Genomic DNA, 16,878 nt, shown 5'->3' on the forward strand with positions numbered 1-16,878 from the left:
ATGGGTGGCATACGGCGCAGGGCGCCGTATGCCACCTCGATGGTTAGCCGTGCGGCATCATCCGCTTGAGAACGCCGTCGCGCAGCAGATAGTGGTGGCCGAGCGCTGCGAGCGCGTGGCCGGCGGCCAGCACGATGATGATCCAGGCCGCATCGTTGTGCAGCATCTCATAGGTATGAGCGAGCGGCTTGTCCTGCGCAAACAGGCTCGGCACCGAGAACAGCCCGAAAAACTCGAAAGGCTCGCCCTGCGCCCAGCGCAGCAGGAAACCGAGAACCATCTGCGCAATCAGCAGACAGTAGAGAAGCCAGTGCATGCCCTTGGACAACAGGGCGTTGATGCCGGCCTCGGCAGCCGCGAGCCGCTTGCCGCCGGAGCTGCGCCAGACGAGGCGGACGATGAACACGGCGGTGAATAGCAGTCCGAGCGAAATATGAATGGCCTGCAGCTCCTTGCGAAGCGGCGTACCCTTCGGGAGCGAGTTCCAGACATAGGCGGCAGCAAAGAGCGCAATCACGAGGATTGCGGTCAGCCAGTGCAGGGCAATCGTCATTTTGTCGTAGCGGGACGTGTCGGCGGCCGCACGCGGGGCAGCGGCGGCTTGATCAATGGCCATGATTTTATCTCTTGGATGAAGTGTGTGACAGGATGCCCTCCGCACATAGCGGGCAGGAAACTCTGCTGCAATACAAGCCACTTAACGCAAAAAGGCGGCCGCGAAATCCGCGGCCGCCAAAAGATGATTATAAATATCGACTTAACGCCGATGCGGAACGCCGCGGCAGGTTTTGCCCAGCGATCACATTTTCGTGCGCGCGCAGGTCAGCCTCTGCCGCGATAGGTCGCGACACCCTGATCCGGCAGCCAGACATGCTCCGGCGGCTTGCCGGTCTGCCAGAAGACGTCGATCGGGATGCCGCCGCGCGGATACCAGTAGGCGCCGATGCGCAGCCATTTCGGATCGAGCAGCTCAACGTTCCGCTTGGCGATATAGATCGAGCAATCCTCGTGGAATGCTCCGTGATTGCGGAAGGAATGCAGGAAAAGCTTCAGCGACTTCGATTCCACCAGCCATTCGTTCGGGATGTAATCGATGACGATATGGGCGAAATCCGGCTGCCCGGTCATCGGGCAAAGCGAGGTGAATTCAGGCGCCGTGAAGCGCACGACATAGTCGGCGCCCTGGCTGCCATTCGGCACCTTTTCGAGAACGGCCGCTTCCGGGCTCGTTGGTGATTCAACCTGCGAACCGAGCTGCGAAAGCCCGCTGACATCCGTCGTCGCCATTTCCATGTTCCTTCCAAATCGATCGTCCGTCCACGGGCGCCGATCGTCGCGCACCACATGGATTGCTCATGTGGGACCGCAAATAGTCCTTTTGCGCCGATCTTCCAAGCGGACAAAAAGCGGCGGCGTCTGTCAGCCGGCTTGACCTACCACTTGACGCGAACGCCGAGCGAGCCGCCCAGGGAGAAATTGTCACCGGCGCCGGACAGCGAGGATTTCGCGGCCATCTCGCCGTAGACCGAATAGCGTTCGTCGCCCCAGCTGTAGGAACCGCCAAGACCAAGCCCAGCCGAAAGGTCATCGCCACGGCTGGCGAAATGGCTGCCGGCCACGTTCACCGAGACACCGTCCAGAAACTCGTAATAGAGATTGGCCGCGCCATAGAACTTGAGCCGTGTCGCGGTCCCGTCGTCGGCTTGCCAGCTCGCTTCCCGATCGACCGCCATCCCCAACCGGCCGTTCAGGCTGGCGCCGCGGTCAAGCGACACCTCGGCGCCGAACTTGTCGTAGAAGCTGCCGAAATCCACGGATGAATAGGTCAGCTGCGCCTGCGGCGTAACCGACCAGGAGCCTGCGATATCAAGACGCTGGCCGGTCTCGATGCTGAGAATGTAGCCGACGGCGCCACTACCGCTCTTCAGCGGCAAAGCGACGAGATCGGAGCTCAGGTTGCTGTCGTAGAAATTGAGCTGGCTCTGGGCATCGGCATAGAAGCCCTGATGGCCGTACCACGTCAGGGTGCTGCCAAGTCCGAAGCCCGACGTATCGATATGGCCATTGCTGATGCTGGAGCGCAGGTCGCTCGACATCGTGCCGAACTGCGCCGTCAGCCCGCCGATCAGCCTGCCATTGCTGCCGTCATAAAGCGCGCCGTCCAACCCGCCCTGCATTCGCCAGATGTCGTAATCATGGCTCGTATCGACGGTGCCATCATTGGCCGTGAGGCGGCCATGCAGACCCTCTGTGCGCAGCCAAACGCCTTCGATCTCATCCTTGGCTCCGCCTGCAGATCCATCGGAAATTGTCTGGAAATCGCTCGACAGCATCCGGTCGCCGATCCGCTGCTGAAGCGTGGCGGCCTGATTGAGCCCGAGCAGCATCAGCAATGGATAGGCCTGATAGACCGGAATACCGGGCTGCAAACCGGCCGAGCGCAGATACCAGTCGCCATCGCCCGGCGTAGTGATGCCGTTCTGATAGAGCCGGTAGGCATAAGCGCCGCCAACGACGGCCTGCTGTCCGTCCAGCACATAGTCGCCGACGAGCGAGAACGTCCCCGCCGAGGTGCCGCCGGCATCGACGATCTTAATGCCCTCGACCGTCTGCCCGCCTGCGCCGCCGAGATTGACGACACGGACATTGGTATTGCCCGAGGTATTGCCGGTTACCACGAGACGGTCGGTGGATGAGGTATCGTCGCCGAGTACACTCTCGATTTCGAGCACGCCGCCGCTGCCTGCATAGTCGCCTGAAATCGTCAGCGTGCCAATCGAATTGCCGGGCGCGATCGTGCCGGCATTGACCGCATTGCCAACTTGCCCGATGCCCTGCAGCCGCCCGCCGGAGAATATGTCGAGCGTGCCGCCGAGAATGCCGTTGACCGACAACGTTCCAGCCTCGACCGAGGTGGTGCCGGCAAAGGCCGCGTTGTTGCCCGTCAGGAAAGTCGTGCCGCTGCCGATCTGGCGGATCGTACCGCTGCCGGTGACGAGATTGGCGAAGGTGAAACTGTCCGAACGGTCAAAGGCGAGCGTGCCGTTGTTGGTGATATCGCCGGTGACACTGCCGCTGGTGCCGCCATTGCCGATCGCCAATGTGCCCGCCTGGATATCCCAGTCGGTCACCGCGCTCCCGGTGCCGGTCAGGAACCAGATGCCGGTGCCGGTCTTCTGGAAGATATCGAAATTCTGGTACTGCGGGCCAATCGCCGAAACATCGAAACTGTCGCTGCCCGTACCGCCGAGGCGCAGCGTATCGGTGGCAACCCCAGCCCCTGCCACGACATTACCCTCGATCACCGATCCTGCCTGCAATTCAAGCGTCATGGTACCCGTGGTCGCCGCAACGGTGCGCGTGATCGCGTCGCTCTGTCCTGCACCGGCCCGGATGGTTCCGCTATTGGTGATGTCGATATCGCTAGCCCCGGTGTTCGACAGGATAGCCACTCCCCCGGCGCCACCTTCGATCGTTCCGCTGTTTGTGACCGCGCCGCTGCCAGCGCGGACAATCAGACCGACACCGCCCAGGCCACCGGTAAGGCCGCCGTTGCCGCCCCGGATCGTCCCATTGTTGACAAGCGTGCCAGCGGCACCGATGCCGCCGAAATCGACAGCCGCTCCACCCGCACCGGAGGCGCTGGAACCACCGGCAATCGTGCCGTTATTGACCAGGCTCGAACTGGCAAAAATGCGAGTTCCCACACCGCCGGAACCACCGGCACCGCCACCTGCACCACCGGTGATCGTCCCATTGTTGGTAAATGCGGTACGTGTCGTCCACACCGCCACCTGCCCCGCGGTCGTATCCGCCGCACCGGCATTTCCACCGGTCAGCGTTCCCGAGAACGTGACGCCGATACCACCGGATCCGCTTTCCTGAATCGTCAGATTGGCGCGTGTACCGACGGTCGAGGCGTCATAGAGCCCGGTCAGCGTGAAGCCCTGTGTATCGATCGAAATCGGACTGGTCGGCTCCGGCAGGATGCCGGCCGATATCGGGAAGCTGTTGGCCATGACGATCGTCGAACTGGGATCGCCGCTGGCATTTGCCGACGTGATCGCATTGCGAAGCTCCGTCTCGTTGGTCACCACGTAGTCGGCCGCGCACGCAGGAGTGGGCGATAGGCAGGACAGAACGATGGCTGAAAAGCTGACACTTGAAAGCAAGATTGCGGATATCGGTTGGCGCGCAGGGTCAACGCCGCGTGAAATGGCACGCTTGTAAGGTCCGGTCATGGAAATCCTAGATATTGCTAAAACAGAATAATAAGTTTGCAATTCAAAATGCCGGGCCAAGACTTTGACTTCGGCGATCTAGGGATCGATTAGACTGGAATTATTAAGCCGATATTGCAGCGCAACAGAGATTATTACTGGACAAAATTGTAGTACTGCGCGGCGCAGCGAAGCAACTTTATGATGCATAGCAAATTGAATTTATATGCAATCCCCGGAAATACAGAGCAGGCACCGGCTCTATTGCAACCCGAAGATGCCGTCCCTATCAGCAACGTTGCACCGCGCCAATGCTGCCGCGCACATGCAGATTTTCACATTACCCGCATGCACAGGAGCGCTCTGAGAGCGTCTCCGCCCGGAGACCTTAACCGGCAGACGGCCATATTGGCGCGCCGTCAGGCTTCCTTTATGACTTTGACGCGCAACCCATGGGCTTTTTCGCCTTCCGGCTCGACGTGAATGGCAATGCTGGCGCCCGGATGCACCGCGCGGATGGCATCTTCAAGGCGGTCGCAGATATCATGCGCCTGGCGCACCGACATGGCAGCCGGAACGACCATATGAAAGTCCACGAAGGTCACCGCTCCTGCCCGGCGCGTCTTCAGATCATGGACGCCGAGAGACCCCACCGCATGCGTGGCGATCGCCTGTTTGATCGCCTCCTCTTCTTCCGGTTCCGCCGCATGGTCCATCAGCCCGCCGATCGAGTGGGAGATGACCTTGTAGCCCTGATAGAGAATGTTGACGGCGACCAGGATGGCGAGCACCGGGTCGAAGATCGGATAGCCGGTGGCGAGCGCCAGAAGCAGGCCCACGAGCACGCCGGCGGAGGTCACCACATCCGACATGATATGCTGGCCATCCGCCGTCAGCGCCGCCGAGCGATGCTGCGTTCCAACCCGGATCAGCAGCCTTGCCCAGACGAAATTGATGACACCCGCAGCAAAGTTGATCGCCAGGCCGAGCACCGGCGCTTCCAGCATCTTGGGATCGCTGAGAAACCCGACGGCTTCCTTGACGATCAGGATGGCGGCGACGACGATCAGCACGCCCTCGGTGACCGCAGAAAGATATTCGGCCTTGTGGTGGCCGAACGGATGGTCGTGGTCGGCAGGCTTCTGCGCATAGCGGATCACGAAGAAGGCGATGAAGGCCGCCACGACATTGACGAAGGATTCCAGGCCGTCGGAGAGCAGCGCCACCGACCCCGTCACCCACCAGGCGGCGAGCTTCAGCCCCATCACGCCGAGCGACATCGGGATGCCCCAGAATGCCAGCCGCCGGACTGTCATATTGCCTTGTTCCGTCATCTCGTATCCCTCTGCGGATGCGAATGAATTGCAGCATTTGGCCCATTCAAACGCAAAACCGCCCACGCGAAAATCGCGCAGGCGGCTAATGCGGCTCATATGGTCGAAGACGGACGATTTGTCAAAGGGCAAGCTCACAAATCCACGTTGACGGATATTTCATAACGAGTTATATAACTCTGCATACATAATGGAGCACAGCATGGTCGAAGACATCGTGCGGACATCGGGCCTGTTGACGCTCGGCAGCCGCATGCGCCGCATCGGCGAGCGCCTGCAGGCCGACACGCAAAAGTTCATCGACGAGGCGGGCCTTGGCATCCAGGCTGGACAATATCCGTTCCTGGCGGCGATCGACGGCGCCGGACCGCTGACGATCGGCGAGCTCGCCCAGTCGGTCGGCATCACCCAGCCCGGCGCCACGCGCACCGTCGGCCAGCTATTCGAGCTCGGACTGGTCGATATGCAGCCGGCGCCGGACGATCAGCGCCGCAGGCTCGTGTCGCTGACGGAAAAAGGCAAGCAGCTCGTCGATGTCTCGCGCGCCGAAGTCTGGCCGCGCATCGCCGCCGCCGTCACCGATCTCTGCGGCCGCCTCGACGGCCCGCTTCTCGATCAGCTTGCAACAATCGAAGACGGCCTGGCCGCTGCATCGCTCATCCGCCGCGCGCCGCCGAAGGAGAATAAACCATGACACATATCCTCGACCGCCCGATCTGGAACGCGCTGCAGACGGCGCATGCAGGCATCGCCGAAGGCGGCCCGCTGGCCCGGCGCTATCCGCCCGGAATCGTGCCCTTCGCGGCAGCGGCCGACGACACACCGGAAAGCCTGGAAGCGTTGGCTGCACTCCCCCGGCCCGATGAGACGATGGCGCTTGTGGAGCCAAGATCGGCTACGGTTCCGGATGGCCTCGATCTCGCCGGCGAAGCAACGCTGATCCAGATGATCGCCAGGACGCCGCATGATCCGCTTTCCGATCCTCGTATCGCTCCGCTGACAGAGGCCGACGCCGAAGAGATGCTGGCGCTGGCACAGCTGACCAAACCCGGTCCCTTCACCCTCGGCGCCCAGAAACTCGGCACCTTCTGGGGGATCAAGAACAGCGGCAAGCTGATCGCCATGGGCGGTCAGCGGCTGAAGCAGACCGGCTTTACGGAACTGAGCGGCCTTTGCACCCACCCGGACTTCCAGGGCAAGGGTTTCGGCAAGCTGCTCTTCCGCTATGTCGCAGGCCATATCGCGGCATCCGGCGCAACTGCGTATCTGCATGTCAACGCGCTCAACACCGGGGCGATCGCGCTTTACAAGACGCTGGGCTTCGAACAGCGCTGGGAACTCAATCTGAAAATCGTCAGGCGCCGGGACTGACCGGCGCCTGAATGTTCGTCTCAGCTTGCCGGACAGGCAGCCCCGGTATCGACCCAGGCCTTGATGAGATCGCCGAACTCGGCCTGCGTGCCGGGCGCCGGCTCGCGCCCGTCGCCCGGTTTCCATCCCCAGCCGACCAGACTGTCATGCGCCATGTGCTCGACGATCTTCGACAGATCGCGCCCGCCATTGCGCTCCGGGTCCTTCAGTTGCTGGCAGATCTCGCCGAGCGACTTTCCAACCCAGGCCATTTCGATCGGTGCCAGATGCCAGGCGGGATTGCCGGGGATGCTCTTCAGCGTCGGCGACTGGCCGACGATCGCCGCATTGTCAGGCCCGTGGCAGGTGTTGCACATCATGCCCGGCACGCCCATGCCGCCATCGCCGCGCGTCACCGGCGGCTGGTGCGGATGCATCGCCATCGTCTGCAGCGGCCTGTCGCCCGCCGGATGGCAGTTCAGACATCGCGGATGCTCGATCACCTTGCCCGCCTCTTCGAAGAGCGCCACCGACCGCGCCTTCTGATCGGCAATCGATGCGAAGGAAGCGACCGGCTTTAGGGTCGTCTTATCGGTTTCAGGCGCCGTCTCGGCAAATGCCATGAACGATACGGGCAAGGCTGCAAGGAGCGAGAGACCGCCTGCCATACAGGCGAGTACCAATTTGCTTGTCATCTCCGCCCCCCCCTCAGCTCGTCGCCACGGCAACGATCGGCAGGCTGCGCACCGGCGCACCGGTGAGCCGCCGCCAGGCATTGGCCGTCGCGGGCCCGACCGGCGGCACGCCCGGCTCTCCCACCCCGGTGGGCGGCTCGCCGGATTTGATGACGGCGACCTCCACATCCGGCATCTCGTTGATGCGGATCGACCGGTAATCGTGGAAGTTCGACTGCATGATCGCCCCGCCCTCGCCCAAGGTCACCGCATCGAACAGCACCGCACCCAGCCCGTAGCCGATGCCGCCCTCCATCTGCGCCTTGATGACATTCGGATTGATCGCAACGCCGCAATCGACGGCGCACCAGACCTTGTGGACCCTGGGCGCCCCGTCGGCACCGGCAGAGACCTCCACCACCTGGCCGACATAGGTGTTAAAGCTCTTGACCACGGCAACGCCGCGCTGCCGTCCCTCGGGGATCTTGCCGCCCCAATCGGCCATCTCCGCCGCCTTCTTGAGAACGCCGGCATAGCGCGCATCCTCCGTCAGCTGCTCGAGCCTTCCCTGGACCGGATCCTTGCCCGCCATCTGGAACAGCTCGTCGAGGAAGGTCTCGACAGCGAAACCGGTATGCGTATGGCCGACCGAACGCCACCAGAGCGGCGGGATCGCCAGCTTCACATTATGCGAAATGACCCTGAGGTTCGGCACATCGTAAGGCAGGTCGGAGGCGCCCTCGACCGAGGTGCTGTCGAGATCGGCCTTGCCCATGATCGACTGCCCGACGATCGCCTGATCCCAGGCGACGATCCGGCCATCGGCATTGATCGCGCCACGCATCTTGTGGAGATACATCGGCCGGTAATAGCCGCCGCGAATATCGTCCTCGCGCGTCCACATATGCTTGACCGGCCGCGACTGATCGGTCGCGGCGAAGACCGACGCCGCCTCCTGCATGTAGGGCGAACCGAACTGCGCCTTGCGCCCGAAGCTGCCGCCGGTGATCTGCGTGTTCAGCCGCACCTTCGCCGGATCGATGCCGGTGATCTTGGCCGCCGTCGCCTTGTCCATGCCGGGGAATTGCGCCCCGTTATAGACATCGAGGCTGCCGTCCGCCGCCTTGATGAAGACGGCATCGAGCGGCTCCATCGGCGCATGCGCCAGGAACGGGAAGATGATCTGCGCCTCCAGTGTTTTTAGCGAAGTATCGCTGAAGGCCTTGTCGACATCGCCCTTTTCGGACGCGGTGATGCCCTTCTCCGTCAGCGCCTTCGCATAGTCGGCCGAGAGCTGACCACTGGACCGTGTCTCCGCCTGCGACAGATCCCAATCGACCTTCAGCACAGACCGGCCCTTCAACGCCGCAAACGTATTATCGGCATAGACGGCGACACCCTGCGGCAGCTGCTTGACATCGACGACGCCCCTGACCTTGCGCGTCTCGCTATCGTCGAAGGATTTCACCGCCGCGCCGAAATGGTTCGGATGCGCGACGACGGCGACCAGCAGATCGTCAGGAATGATGTCCAGCGTATAGATCGCCTGGCCATTGGTCTTCGATACCGTGTCGAGCTTCGGCAATTCCTGGCCGATCAGCGTGAACTTGGAGGGATCCTTCAGCTTCACATCGGCTGGCGGCTTGATACCGGCCGCCTTGGTGGCCAGCGCACCGAAACCACTGTCCTTGCCGGAGGCCGCATGCTTGACGCGGCCTTTCTCGACGGTGATCTCACCAGTCGGAACCTTCCACTCGTCAGCCGCCGCGGCAACCAGCATGGCGCGCGCCGTTGCCCCTGCCTGCCGGAACTGTTCGTAGGAATTGGCGATCGACGACGAGCCGCCGGTGCCCTGGAGGCCGAAGGCAAGGTTCGCATAGACCTTGTCATCGGCAGGCGAATGCACCGCGCGCATCTGCCCCCAATCGGCATCGAGCTCTTCGGCGACCAGCGTCGCAAGACCGGTGAACGGCCCCTGCCCGAATTCGATATGCTTGGAAAGGATCGTCACCGTATCGTCGGTGCCGATCCTGACGAATGTGTTCAGCGTCACCAGCGCGTCCGCGCCGCCCGCCTGAACACCCTTTTCTGCGGCAAAGGCCGAATTCTTCGGCAGCAGCGCAAAGCCGATCACCAGGCCGCCTGTTGCGGCCAGAAAGCCGCGGCGTGTCGTTGCAATCTCCTGAATGGTCATCGCTCAACCCTCCATCGACGCGGCGGCATTGTGAATGGCCGCGCGGATCCGGTGGTAGGTGGCGCATCGACAGATATTCCCGGCCATCGCCCCGTCGATATCCTCGTCGGTCGGCTGCGGGATGTTCTGCAGCAGCACCACGGCCGACATGATCTGGCCGGATTGACAGTACCCGCATTGCGGCACGTCGATCTTGACCCAGGCAGCCTTCACCGCATCGGCTTCCTTGCCTTCGACACCTTCGATCGTGAAGATCTCGGATCCATCGACGGTGGAGATCGGAGTGATGCAGGAGCGGCGGGTGAAGCCGTCCATATGCACTGTGCAGGCGCCGCATTGGGCGACACCGCAGCCATATTTGGTGCCGGTCAGCTTCTCGAAATCGCGGATGACCCACAGCAGCGGCGTATCCGGATCGCCGTCGAACGTTTTCGTCTGTCCATTGAGCGTGAAAGTAACCATGGTCGAGCCTCGGGAAATTTGGCTGGACCCATTGCGGCCCCAGCGAGCGTCGCAGTCTTGTGCACCCGACCTAAGCTAGGGCGAACGGCGTGGCTCTGCCATGGCAAGAAATGATAAAAGCACGTCGAGCTCCGACAGTGTCGCATTCGGCAGCGATCAGTCACTCTCCGGGAGGGTATCGAGGCCCGATGCAGCTTCGCCTTCGGCCACGAAGCTGACAGTCTGCGGCCAGCGCAGCAGCGCCTCGGCACCCGAGGGCGTCAGGGCATAGACGCCCTTCCCCTGCTTTTCGAACCAGCCATAGACATTGCCAAGCAGGATCTTTCCGGCATCCGGCGCTTGCGCCTTCATGTCCCGCGGCCTGACCAGCCCCTGCTGCAGGGCAGCGGCGCAGATCAGCGCCTGCTGGCGATAGGCGGTCATCTGCGGCACACGCGTGCTGCCGCCGAGAACGGGATCGCCGCGGCGGCGCTGATGCTCCCTGACCAGCCGCGACCGCCGTTTCGGATTGGTCCGCGGCATCGGCGAGATGGACGAGACGATGACGCTCACCTCGCCGGTATCGGAAACACCGAGCATGCCGATCCCCAGCCTGCGGCAGAGATCGCGATAGCGCTTGTCCGCCTCGCGCCCGCGCCCCTTGGCCGAAACCCGCGCCGCGATCCAGACTTCGTCGCTCATCGCCGCCCGGTCGACCGCCTGCAGGATAAGCTCGAGATTGAAGCTGAGCTTCAGCTCGCAAACGACGACCACGCTTGGATCGCCTTCGCTGAGGCCCACGAGATCGCATCCGCCGATCTCGCCTTTGACGGCATAGCCCGCCGCCTCCAGAAAGGCTTTGACCGGCAGATAGAGCGAAGTTTCCATCGGGAAGCGTTAGGCCGGATTGAGATCGGCGATCTCGCCATGGCGAATGAGCAGCCGCGGCGACGACATATCGCCGGTCTCGTCATCGACCATCACCGCATAGGCGGCAACGCCGATAAACCGCGCGGCCATCGAGGTCGCGATCTTTTCTGCACTCATGGCATTCGATGCTTGCCGCATCTCGCCCGGCACCAGGTTGCCCCGGTTCTTGCGGTACGGGAGGACGATAAACTTCTCAGCATTGGCCACGACGATATCCTTATTCATCGTTCCTGAAATGTTCTGATTTGGAATGGGAAGTCAACCAGTTACTTCCTCTCCTGGGCGAAAGGCCCCGGGAGGGTTGTGAAGCCGGAGCGAAATACGCAGCAGCCACGGCAGCGGCGTCCACAGGCCGGTCGCAATCCCGGCTTCGCGCACGCCGGCGCCGGTCCACGTATTGCAGCCGGCAAGCGCGTTGAAACGACCCTGCCCCTCGAAGAAGGCGTCGTCCTGACCATAGGAAAAACCAAGCGGCACAGGCTTTTCATCGCCAACGGTGAAACTCGACGCGATATAGTCCGACAGCCGCGCGAAACCTGCGGCGGACACGTCGATCGGCGTCACATCGGGATGATCAAGCGGAATATCTCCCGCCAGGTGCACATGCATGACGGCACTATCCAGCGTCAGGCTCTTGAACACCGGCATCGGCTTCAGGTCGGCCCAGGTCGGCGTTTCGGTATAGAAAGCGCGCCCTCCCCAGCCAAAGATGATGTAGCGCACATCGGGATTGCCGAGATCGAGACCGGCATCCGCGAGAAAGCTGAAACGCTTGAGAATATCGGGCGTGGCAGGGATCGCGACATCTGTGTGAATGGGATTGCTGAGAACGAGAATGCGGTCGGTCGCACTCGTTGTTTCGGCTGGCGGCGCAGGCCAGGGCCTTGGAATCACCGTTCCGGCAACGACGGCCATGGCGGCCAGCACGATAATGATCGCCAATCCCTTGAGCAGCTTCACGAGCATGCGATCTTCCGCACGAGAGATGGGAAATGATCGGCCACCGGATGGCGGCGGCCGATCGGTATCCTTGGCTCAGGCAGCCTTGGTCTTCGCCTTCCGCGCCAGATGCGCCACGACATTCTCGATCATCCGCATCCCGGCATCGCCGCCGAGCGTCATGATCGATTCCGGGTGGAACTGTACCGCCGCGATCGGCTCCTTGGTGTGCTCGATGCCCATGATCGTGCCGTCCTCGCTTTCCGCCGTGATCATGAATTCACGCGGCAGGGTCGAGGGATCGGCGAAGATCGAGTGGTAGCGGCCGACGGTGACTTCCTTGCCGAGGCCCGAAAACACCAGGCCGGGCTCCAGCACGCGGATGCGCGACGGCTTGCCGTGCATCGGCAGCACCAGATGGCGAAGCTCGCCGCCATAGGCTTCGGCGAGCGCCTGCAGGCCGAGGCAAACGCCGAAGATCGGCAGGTTGCGGGCGCGTGCCTTCTTGATCGTCGCCTTGCAATCGAAATCCTTCGGATTGCCCGGTCCCGGCGACAGCACGACCAGATCGGGGTCGAGCCGGTCGAAGATTTCGTCAGGCACAGGCGTGCGCACGGTCGAGACCGTGGCACCCGTCTGGCGGAAATAGTTCGCCAGCGTGTGGACGAAGCTGTCTTCGTGATCGATGAGCAGGATGTTGACGCCCTTGCCGACGGCAGCGACGTCGCGGCTGACCTTGCCGGAATTGCCGGCCTTGGCATCGCGGATGGCGGAAAGCATGGCGGAGGCCTTCAGTTCGGTTTCGGCTTCTTCTTCCTCGGGGATGGAATCGTTGAGCAGCGTTGCCCCTGCCCGGACTTCGGCAATCCCGTCCTTGATGCGCACGGTGCGCAACGTAAGCCCCGTGTTCATGTCGCCATTGAAGCCGACCATGCCGATCGCTCCGCCATACCAGGCGCGCGGGCTCTTTTCATGGCTTTCGATGAAGCGCATCGCCCAGAGTTTTGGCGCACCTGTCACGGTGACGGCCCAGGCGTGGCTGAGGAAGCCGTCGAAGGCATCCATGTCGTCGCGCAGGCGGCCCTCGATGTGATCGACCGTGTGGATCAGGCGCGAATACATCTCGATCTGGCGGCGGCCGATAACCTTGACCGAACCCGGCTCGCAGACACGGCTCTTGTCATTGCGGTCGACATCCGAGCACATCGTCAGCTCGGACTCGTCCTTCTTGGAATTCAGGAGCTTCAGGATCTGCTCGCTGTCGGCGATCGGATCGTCACCGCGCTTGATGGTACCCGAGATCGGGCAGGTCTCGATCCGGCGGCCGGAAACGCGAACGAACATCTCGGGCGACGCACCGACCAGATATTCCTGATTTCCGAGATTGATGAAGAAGGAGTAAGGCGACGGATTGATCGCCTTCAGCCGCTTGGAAATGTCTGATGGCTTGCTCTCGCAGCGCTCCATGAACTTCTGGCCGGGAACGACTTCGAACAGATCGCCGCGGCGGAAGCTTTCCTTCGCCTTGGTCACCAGTTCGGCATATTCGCCGGGGCGATGATCGCTCTTCGGCGGAATGGCATCGGTGCGCACGAAAGGCTCCGGTGCGATATCCCCGGCCTTGCCCTCGGTCGTCAGGCCGCCCTTGGCGAAATCGTAGCGATCGACCCAGGCCTTGGCCGAGTAGTTGTCGACGACGAGGATCTCGTCCGGCAGATAGAGAACCATGTCGCGCTGGTCGTCGGCACGCTTCAGCTTCAGGTCGATGGCATCGAACTGGAAGGCCAGATCGTAGCCGAAGGCGCCGTAAAGCCCGAGGCTGGCATCGGCCTGCGAATAGAAGAGATCGGTGACGGCGCGCAGCACCGTAAACACCGTCGGCATCTTCGAGCGCTCTTCCTCGGTAAAGACCCGGTCGGGCAGCTTCACCTTGAGATCGAGCCGGCGGGCGGTGGCAGCGCCAAGCTCCAGCTCGCGCACGGCCTTCAGACGCTCGGTGACGAAGCCGAGCAGCACTTCGCCGCGCTCGTTATAGGCTTCGATCCAGACATCGCGGCCGAAGGAGGAAATGCCGAGCGGCGGATCGACGACGGCCGTATCCCAGCGCGTATAGCGGCCCGGATATTCGTAATTCGACGAGAACACCGCGCCGCGGCGCTCATCGAGCTTGTCGACATAGGAGACGACGGCATCGGCATAGGGGATGGGCCGCCGCTGCCGGGTGACGGTGATGCCGCCCTTGGTCTCGTAGATTTCCGCACCATCGTCCCGAAGGATCGTAACCATAGTTCCACTCCGTTATCGGTGCCCGGACGCAAGGCGGCCATAAAACAAAAAAGCCGCCTCGAAAGTTTCGGGCGGCTCACTCGTCGTCTGAAGACACGATTGGTCGAGGCCGCCTCAGCGAGCCCACCACCAAACTGCAATGTTCTTCGACGTGTTCATGAGCGAAATTGTTAGCGTGAGATGAGAGAGAGCGCAAGAGGCGAATATGGAATGAAAAAGGGCGGCCCGAAGGCCGCCCTTGTCGTTGAATCCGTCGATCAGAACTTGGCTTTTGCCGTCAGCATGAACGTACGGCCGCGGCCGGTATCGATCGTGCTGCCTGCGATTGTGCTCGACGCTGGCGTATAAGCCTTGTCGAAGACATTGGTGACGCTGGCGGTGACTTCGAAGCCCTGCTCGAACTTGTAGTTGGCGAACAGGTCGACAAGGCCGTAACCCGGCTTGTAGGGGCTGGCGCCCGCTGCGACGTTGACATCACCGATGTTCGCACGGCTCGCGGCATAGAAGCGCGTACCGACCGTCAGGCGCTGATCTTCGAGGAAGCGTGCGCCAAGCGTCGCCGTGAAGATGTCGTCAGGCAGGTAGGACTGGACGCCAAAACCGTTGATCTGCGATGGCAGGTCGGTGTCCGTGTGGGTGTAGGACAGATCGCCGAAGACGAAACCGGCATCGTAGCCAGCCTGAATTTCGATACCTTGAACCGTCGAAGTACCGGGATTGTTGGTGAAAAATACACCGCCCGTCGGCGTAAACGCGGCCGTTATGTAATTATCGACACGATCATAGAAGTAGTTCGCTTTGAACCGGAAGCTGTCACCGGAATCAAACAGACCATCGACCTTGACGTTTGCCCCGATTTCCCAGCCTTTCGAGACTTCCGGCTCTAGGAACGGATTTGGGAAGAAGGACATCCGGCCGCCAGGATGCGTACCGCCAACAAATGTCTCGTTGATCGTCGGCGAACGCATCGTTTCGGCATAGGTCACATAGGGCTGGAGCCAATCGGTGGCGTTGACTGCCAGCGTCACACTCGGATCAAGCCGGCCATCGGAGCGATCGACCGAGTACGGTCCTGCAGGCAGCCCAGCAGGATTGCCTGCGGTAACGGCCCCGGAGCCGCTGAGATCGAAATGGTCGTAACGCAGACCGAGCGTCAAATCCGTGATGCCGTACGTAAACGTCGTGCTGTTGAAAACACCGAGCGTGCCATTCTTGCCGTCGCCGTTCACTCCACCCTGCGGCTGCGCCGTGCTGTTCATGACATCATAAGTGTCATGGAAATATTCCACGCCATAGTTCGATGAGACCGAGACATCGCCGAGATCGAATTTCGAGGTGTTCGAGACGTCGAAACCGATACCGGTATCGGTGATCTCGCGTCCGGCCGCAGTTCCTCCACCAGTCGCGTTTGTATCATACGTCATCTTCAGACGATTGTAATAGAAACCGGTCTTGAAATCGATGAGATCGTTGTCGCCGGGCTTGTATTCGTAGGTCGCGCTGAAGGTCTTGTTCTTCAGATTCTGGTAGTAGGAGTTGGCAAAGAAGTCGTTGTCATAGGTCAACCCGCCAATGCGGATGGTGTTTTCGGCGTTCGGCGTGATTTCCGCCTTGAGCAGGCCCGAGATCAGATCCTCTTCGGTAAACGGAACCTCGACGCCATCGCCGTTGTCGAAATTCTTGGGATCGCTTTTGCTGATGCCGCCGACGACGGCAAACACATCATTGAACCGGTAGGCACCGACTGCGGACTCAGACCAGCCCATGCCGTTATCGCCGGTGGTCGCCGAAACGATGCCGCCATAGCTCTTGTCGCCCTGAATAAGATCGTCGACATTGTAGGTCTGGAAATTGACGGAACCGGCAAGCGCACCGCCGCCAACGCCGTTGACCGCCCCGCGCGTGATATCGATGCCAGCCAGGAACGCCGGATCGACGTAGGTGAGGCCCTGCGCCTCATGGCCGGTGAAGCGGAAGTTCTGCCGAACGCCGTCGATCATCATGTTGACACGGCCAGAACCTTCAAAGCCGCGGATGTTGACGGCAACGCCAGGATTCTGCGGATTGTTGGCAGTCGACGTGCCTGGAACGCCACGCAACAGATCGTCCGTTTCCTGCCCCGATTGCAGGTCGATCTGGTCCGCTGTCACAGTGCTGGAAGGACCGGCCTTGTCGTAGGGGTCATTCGCTGCCTTGCGATCGCCCTTGACGATGATGGGAGAAAGGAACGTTTCTCCGTCCTTCGTCTGCTTATCATCCGACTGCTGCCCGGCCGGGGTCGCGCTCTGCGCAAGGCTGATCGACGAATGAGAAATTAGAGCAAGCGCCGTGCAAGCAAGCAGCAGCGAACGCGAATTGCGGACAACCATAAAACCAACCCTCTATATGATGAAGTACCGGGCTGGCTGGTCGGTTCGCGGGCGCGATCGAGGGGCTGGCTAGGCGTTTTCAGATTGAGGCGGCCCCAAAAACCGCCTTCTTTTTGCCGCAATAAAAAACATGACTATTTA

General features: G+C 61.6%; 14 protein-coding genes. 2 read left to right on the top strand and 12 right to left on the bottom strand.

Features of this window, described 5'->3' with window-relative positions; genetic code table 11:
* Positions 1-43 precede the first annotated feature (43 nt).
* The 4 genes from AC1DNK_RS07970 to emfA all read right to left on the bottom strand — a co-directional run bounded on the left by AC1DNK_RS07970 (position 44) and on the right by emfA (position 5,554).
* Positions 44-616 (bottom strand): cytochrome b, encoded by a 573-nt coding sequence (locus tag AC1DNK_RS07970; protein ID WP_477940351.1) that lies wholly within the window; start codon positions 614-616, stop codon positions 44-46.
* 206 nt (positions 617-822) lie between these two features.
* Entirely contained in the window at positions 823-1,287 is a 465-nt protein-coding gene (gene queF, locus AC1DNK_RS07975; protein ID WP_477940352.1) for a preQ(1) synthase, read from the bottom strand.
* 146 nt (positions 1,288-1,433) lie between these two features.
* Positions 1,434-4,094 (bottom strand): autotransporter family protein, encoded by a 2,661-nt coding sequence (locus AC1DNK_RS07980; protein WP_477940354.1) that lies wholly within the window; start codon positions 4,092-4,094, stop codon positions 1,434-1,436.
* A gap of 545 nt (positions 4,095-4,639) precedes the next feature.
* On the bottom strand, positions 4,640-5,554 hold the full coding sequence (gene emfA, locus AC1DNK_RS07985) for a CDF family cation efflux transporter EmfA (protein ID WP_477940355.1): 915 nt from the start codon (positions 5,552-5,554) through the stop codon (positions 4,640-4,642).
* Positions 5,555-5,756: 202 nt separating this feature from the next.
* Between emfA and AC1DNK_RS07990 the strand changes: the two genes are divergently transcribed.
* Positions 5,757-6,248, top strand: coding sequence for a MarR family winged helix-turn-helix transcriptional regulator (locus AC1DNK_RS07990; RefSeq protein WP_477940356.1), 492 nt, complete (start codon positions 5,757-5,759; stop codon positions 6,246-6,248).
* The gene (locus tag AC1DNK_RS07995) at positions 6,245-6,925 is read left to right on the top strand and encodes a GNAT family N-acetyltransferase (RefSeq protein ID WP_477940358.1); all 681 of its coding nucleotides are present in this window, start codon (positions 6,245-6,247) and stop codon (positions 6,923-6,925) included. The genes AC1DNK_RS07990 and AC1DNK_RS07995 overlap by 4 nt, the downstream gene beginning before the upstream one ends.
* 20 nt (positions 6,926-6,945) lie before the next feature.
* Here AC1DNK_RS07995 and AC1DNK_RS08000 read toward each other — a convergent pair whose 3' ends face one another.
* The 8 genes from AC1DNK_RS08000 to AC1DNK_RS08035 all read right to left on the bottom strand — a co-directional run bounded on the left by AC1DNK_RS08000 (position 6,946) and on the right by AC1DNK_RS08035 (position 16,737).
* Positions 6,946-7,599, bottom strand: coding sequence for an Isoquinoline 1-oxidoreductase subunit (locus AC1DNK_RS08000; RefSeq protein ID WP_477940360.1), 654 nt, complete (start codon positions 7,597-7,599; stop codon positions 6,946-6,948).
* A gap of 13 nt (positions 7,600-7,612) precedes the next feature.
* Entirely contained in the window at positions 7,613-9,772 is a 2,160-nt protein-coding gene (locus tag AC1DNK_RS08005) for a xanthine dehydrogenase family protein molybdopterin-binding subunit (RefSeq protein ID WP_477940361.1), read from the bottom strand.
* Between the two features lie 3 nt (positions 9,773-9,775).
* Positions 9,776-10,234 carry a (2Fe-2S)-binding protein gene (locus tag AC1DNK_RS08010; RefSeq protein ID WP_112515704.1) on the bottom strand — a complete coding sequence of 153 codons (459 nt, stop codon included), beginning with the start codon at positions 10,232-10,234 and terminating at the stop codon, positions 9,776-9,778.
* Between the two features lie 156 nt (positions 10,235-10,390).
* Positions 10,391-11,101, bottom strand: coding sequence for a DUF2161 domain-containing phosphodiesterase (locus tag AC1DNK_RS08015; protein ID WP_477940363.1), 711 nt, complete (start codon positions 11,099-11,101; stop codon positions 10,391-10,393).
* Between the two features lie 9 nt (positions 11,102-11,110).
* Complete coding sequence (locus AC1DNK_RS08020) at positions 11,111-11,350, bottom strand: hypothetical protein (RefSeq protein ID WP_112386207.1); 240 nt, start codon at positions 11,348-11,350, stop codon at positions 11,111-11,113.
* 51 nt (positions 11,351-11,401) lie between these two features.
* Positions 11,402-12,109, bottom strand: a complete 708-nt coding sequence (locus AC1DNK_RS08025) for a TIGR02117 family protein (protein WP_477940365.1) — start codon at positions 12,107-12,109, stop codon at positions 11,402-11,404.
* Between the two features lie 69 nt (positions 12,110-12,178).
* Positions 12,179-14,368, bottom strand: a complete 2,190-nt coding sequence (locus AC1DNK_RS08030) for an anthranilate synthase (RefSeq protein ID WP_477940366.1) — start codon at positions 14,366-14,368, stop codon at positions 12,179-12,181.
* A gap of 257 nt (positions 14,369-14,625) precedes the next feature.
* Positions 14,626-16,737 (bottom strand): TonB-dependent receptor domain-containing protein, encoded by a 2,112-nt coding sequence (locus AC1DNK_RS08035; RefSeq protein WP_477940368.1) that lies wholly within the window; start codon positions 16,735-16,737, stop codon positions 14,626-14,628.
* Positions 16,738-16,878 lie beyond the last annotated feature (141 nt).

The organism is Rhizobium sp. 01N424, assembly GCF_056399485.1.

Bases quoted from the DNA above. Each gene is read 5' to 3' on its own strand.
- AC1DNK_RS08035 (WP_477940368.1), bottom strand. From the start codon at position 16,737: ATGGTTGTCCGCAATTCGCGTTCGCTGCTGCTTGCTTGCACGGCGCTT.
- emfA (WP_477940355.1), bottom strand. From the start codon at position 5,554: ATGACGGAACAAGGCAATATGACAGTCCGGCGGCTGGCATTCTGGGGC.
- AC1DNK_RS08025 (WP_477940365.1), bottom strand. From the start codon at position 12,109: ATGCTCGTGAAGCTGCTCAAGGGATTGGCGATCATTATCGTGCTGGCC.
- AC1DNK_RS07995 (WP_477940358.1), top strand. From the start codon at position 6,245: ATGACACATATCCTCGACCGCCCGATCTGGAACGCGCTGCAGACGGCG.
- AC1DNK_RS07990 (WP_477940356.1), top strand. From the start codon at position 5,757: ATGGTCGAAGACATCGTGCGGACATCGGGCCTGTTGACGCTCGGCAGC.
- AC1DNK_RS08015 (WP_477940363.1), bottom strand. From the start codon at position 11,101: ATGGAAACTTCGCTCTATCTGCCGGTCAAAGCCTTTCTGGAGGCGGCG.
- AC1DNK_RS08000 (WP_477940360.1), bottom strand. From the start codon at position 7,599: ATGACAAGCAAATTGGTACTCGCCTGTATGGCAGGCGGTCTCTCGCTC.
- queF (WP_477940352.1), bottom strand. From the start codon at position 1,287: ATGGCGACGACGGATGTCAGCGGGCTTTCGCAGCTCGGTTCGCAGGTT.
- AC1DNK_RS08030 (WP_477940366.1), bottom strand. From the start codon at position 14,368: ATGGTTACGATCCTTCGGGACGATGGTGCGGAAATCTACGAGACCAAG.
- AC1DNK_RS08005 (WP_477940361.1), bottom strand. From the start codon at position 9,772: ATGACCATTCAGGAGATTGCAACGACACGCCGCGGCTTTCTGGCCGCA.
- AC1DNK_RS07970 (WP_477940351.1), bottom strand. From the start codon at position 616: ATGGCCATTGATCAAGCCGCCGCTGCCCCGCGTGCGGCCGCCGACACG.
- AC1DNK_RS08010 (WP_112515704.1), bottom strand. From the start codon at position 10,234: ATGGTTACTTTCACGCTCAATGGACAGACGAAAACGTTCGACGGCGAT.